The sequence below is a fragment of the Roseomonas sp. TAS13 genome, from assembly GCF_001950415.1.
Taxonomy (GTDB): domain Bacteria; phylum Pseudomonadota; class Alphaproteobacteria; order Acetobacterales; family Acetobacteraceae; genus Roseomonas; species Roseomonas mucosa.
In genome coordinates this window covers 1-2,029 of the sequence record NZ_BDLP01000561.1, presented here as the reverse complement: position 1 = coordinate 2,029, position 2,029 = coordinate 1, and the positions used below count along the sequence as shown (strand labels likewise).

Genomic DNA, 2,029 nt, shown 5'->3' with positions numbered 1-2,029 from the left:
GTGCGTAGATGTGATCAAGAGACAGGGCCGGAATCGTCCACCCCCGTGCCGCGCCCGGCCCAGCGATGTCCGCCGCCGCCGAACAGGGCGGCGGCGAGGGCGGCGGCGGCGGTGGTGTTGCCGATGCCCATCTCGCCCAGGCAAAGCAGCTCCGTGTCCGGCCGCAGCGCGGCATGGCCCATCGAGACGGCAGCGAGGAAATCCCCCTCCTCCATGGCCGGCCCCTCGGTGAAGTCCCCCGTCGGGGTGTCGAGCGCCAGCGGCACCACGCGCAGCGCCGCCCCGGCCAGCCGGGCGAGCTGATTGATGGCGGCTCCCCCGGCGGCATAGTTCGCCACCATCTGCGCCGTCACCGAGGGCGGGTAGGGCGAGACGCCGCGCGCCACCACGCCGTGGTTGCCGGCGAAGATCAGCACCTCCACGCGCTCCAGCCCGGGCATGGCGCGCCGCTGCCAGCGCGCCATCCAGGCGGCCAGTTCCTCCAGCCGCCCCAGGCTGCCCGGCGGCTTGGTGAGCCGGGCCTGGCGCGCGGCCACCGCCCCGGCGGCGGCCTCGTCGCCCCCGGGCAGGTCCAGGCAGGCGGCACGGAGGGAGTCGAGGGTCGTGAAGGCGGTCATGTCATCCGTCGTCGCGGGCGATGGCGTGAAAGAAGCTGCCGCTGACCCGGCCCCGCCACGCCCCGGAGGGCGGCAGCGGCTGGCCGAGCCCGTCGGTGAGACTCGCGAAAGACGCGTCGGCGCCAGGATCGGCCACCGTGGCATAGTGGAACTCATGGCCGCGCAGCACCGTCCCGGCGGGGCCGAGCGGCCCATCCGCCAGCAGCGTGGCGCGGCGATAGCCGAGGTTCATGCGGCGCTTCGCGAAGCTGGTGCGGTGGCCCAGCAGCCCGGCCATGCCATGCCATGCGCCCGCCGCATCCTGCAGCGCCTCGCCCAGCACCATGAAGCCGCCGCACTCGCCATGGACCGGATGCGCCCCGGCGAAGCGGCGCAGCCCCTCGCGGAAGCGCGTTGCGGCCGCCAATGCCGGGGCATGCAGTTCCGGGTAGCCCCCCGGCAGCCAGCAGGCGTCGCAGCCCTCCGGCGGCGCCTCGTCCGCCAAGGGGGAGAAGGGGTGGATTTCCGCCCCCGCCGCCCGCCAGCCATCGAGCAGATGCGGATAGGCAAAGGAGAAGGCGGCATCCCGCGCCAGGGCGATGCGCTGCCCCGGAGGCGGAAGACCCGGGCCATCCACCACCTCCCCGTCGGGCAGCGGCCCGGCCAGCGCCAGGATGCCATCGAGGTCCAGGGCCCCGCCCACCTCCCGCAACCGTTCCAGCAGCGCCGGCAGCGTCCCGAGTTCCTGCGCCTGGACGAGCCCGAGATGCCGTTCCGGCAGGGCGATCGCACCCTCCCGCATCAGGGCGCCCAGCACCGGCAGCCCGGTTTCCGCCATCTCCGCCTCCACCCCCGCCCGGTGGCGCGCACTGGCGACGCGGTTCAGCACCACTCCCGTCACCCGCACCCCCGGCCGGTGCAGGGCGAAGCCCCGCGCCACGGCGGCGGCCGATTGCGACTGCCCCGAGACATCCAGCACCAGCAGCACCGGCAGGCCCAGCGCCTCCGCCAGGTCGCCGCCGCTGCCGCGCCGCCCCGGCGGGCTGAGCGGCGAGGGCGCCAGCCCGTCGAACAGCCCCATCGAGGCCTCCACCAGCAGGACATCCGCATCCCGCCCCGCCTCCGCCGCCATCGCGCGCAGCACCGGCGCCGGCATGGCCCAGCTGTCGAGGTTGGGCGAGGGCCGCTCCGTCACCGCCTCGTGGAAGGCCGGGTCGATATAGTCCGGCCCCGACTTCGCCGCCCGCACCGCCACGCCCCGCGCCCGCAGCGCCGCCAGCAGCGCCAGCGCCACCGTCGTCTTGCCCGAGCCCGAGCGCGGCGCTGCCAGGATCAGGCCCTTCATGGCGTCTGGCCTTCCTGATCGGGCCGTTGGACCGGGAGGCGCTGCCTCCCGGACCCTCCGCTCAGGGGCACAGTGTGCCCCCGAGACC

The 2,029-nt window shown here is 75.4% G+C and carries 1 protein-coding gene and 1 pseudogene; both read right to left on the bottom strand.

All coding sequences use genetic code 11. From position 1 onward, the window contains the following. Window positions 1–26: 26 nt before the first annotated feature. A pseudogene (locus ROTAS13_RS23570) lies at window positions 27–617 on the bottom strand (nicotinate-nucleotide--dimethylbenzimidazole phosphoribosyltransferase); the annotation flags it as partial. Window position 618: 1 nt separating this feature from the next. Continuing rightward, window positions 619–1,941 (bottom strand): cobyrinate a,c-diamide synthase, encoded by a 1,323-nt coding sequence (locus ROTAS13_RS23565; protein ID WP_058390321.1) that lies wholly within the window; start codon window positions 1,939–1,941, stop codon window positions 619–621. Window positions 1,942–2,029: the final 88 nt, after the last annotated feature.

Bases quoted from the DNA above. Each gene is read 5' to 3' on its own strand.
- ROTAS13_RS23565 (WP_058390321.1), bottom strand. From the start codon at position 1,941: ATGAAGGGCCTGATCCTGGCAGCGCCGCGCTCGGGCTCGGGCAAGACG.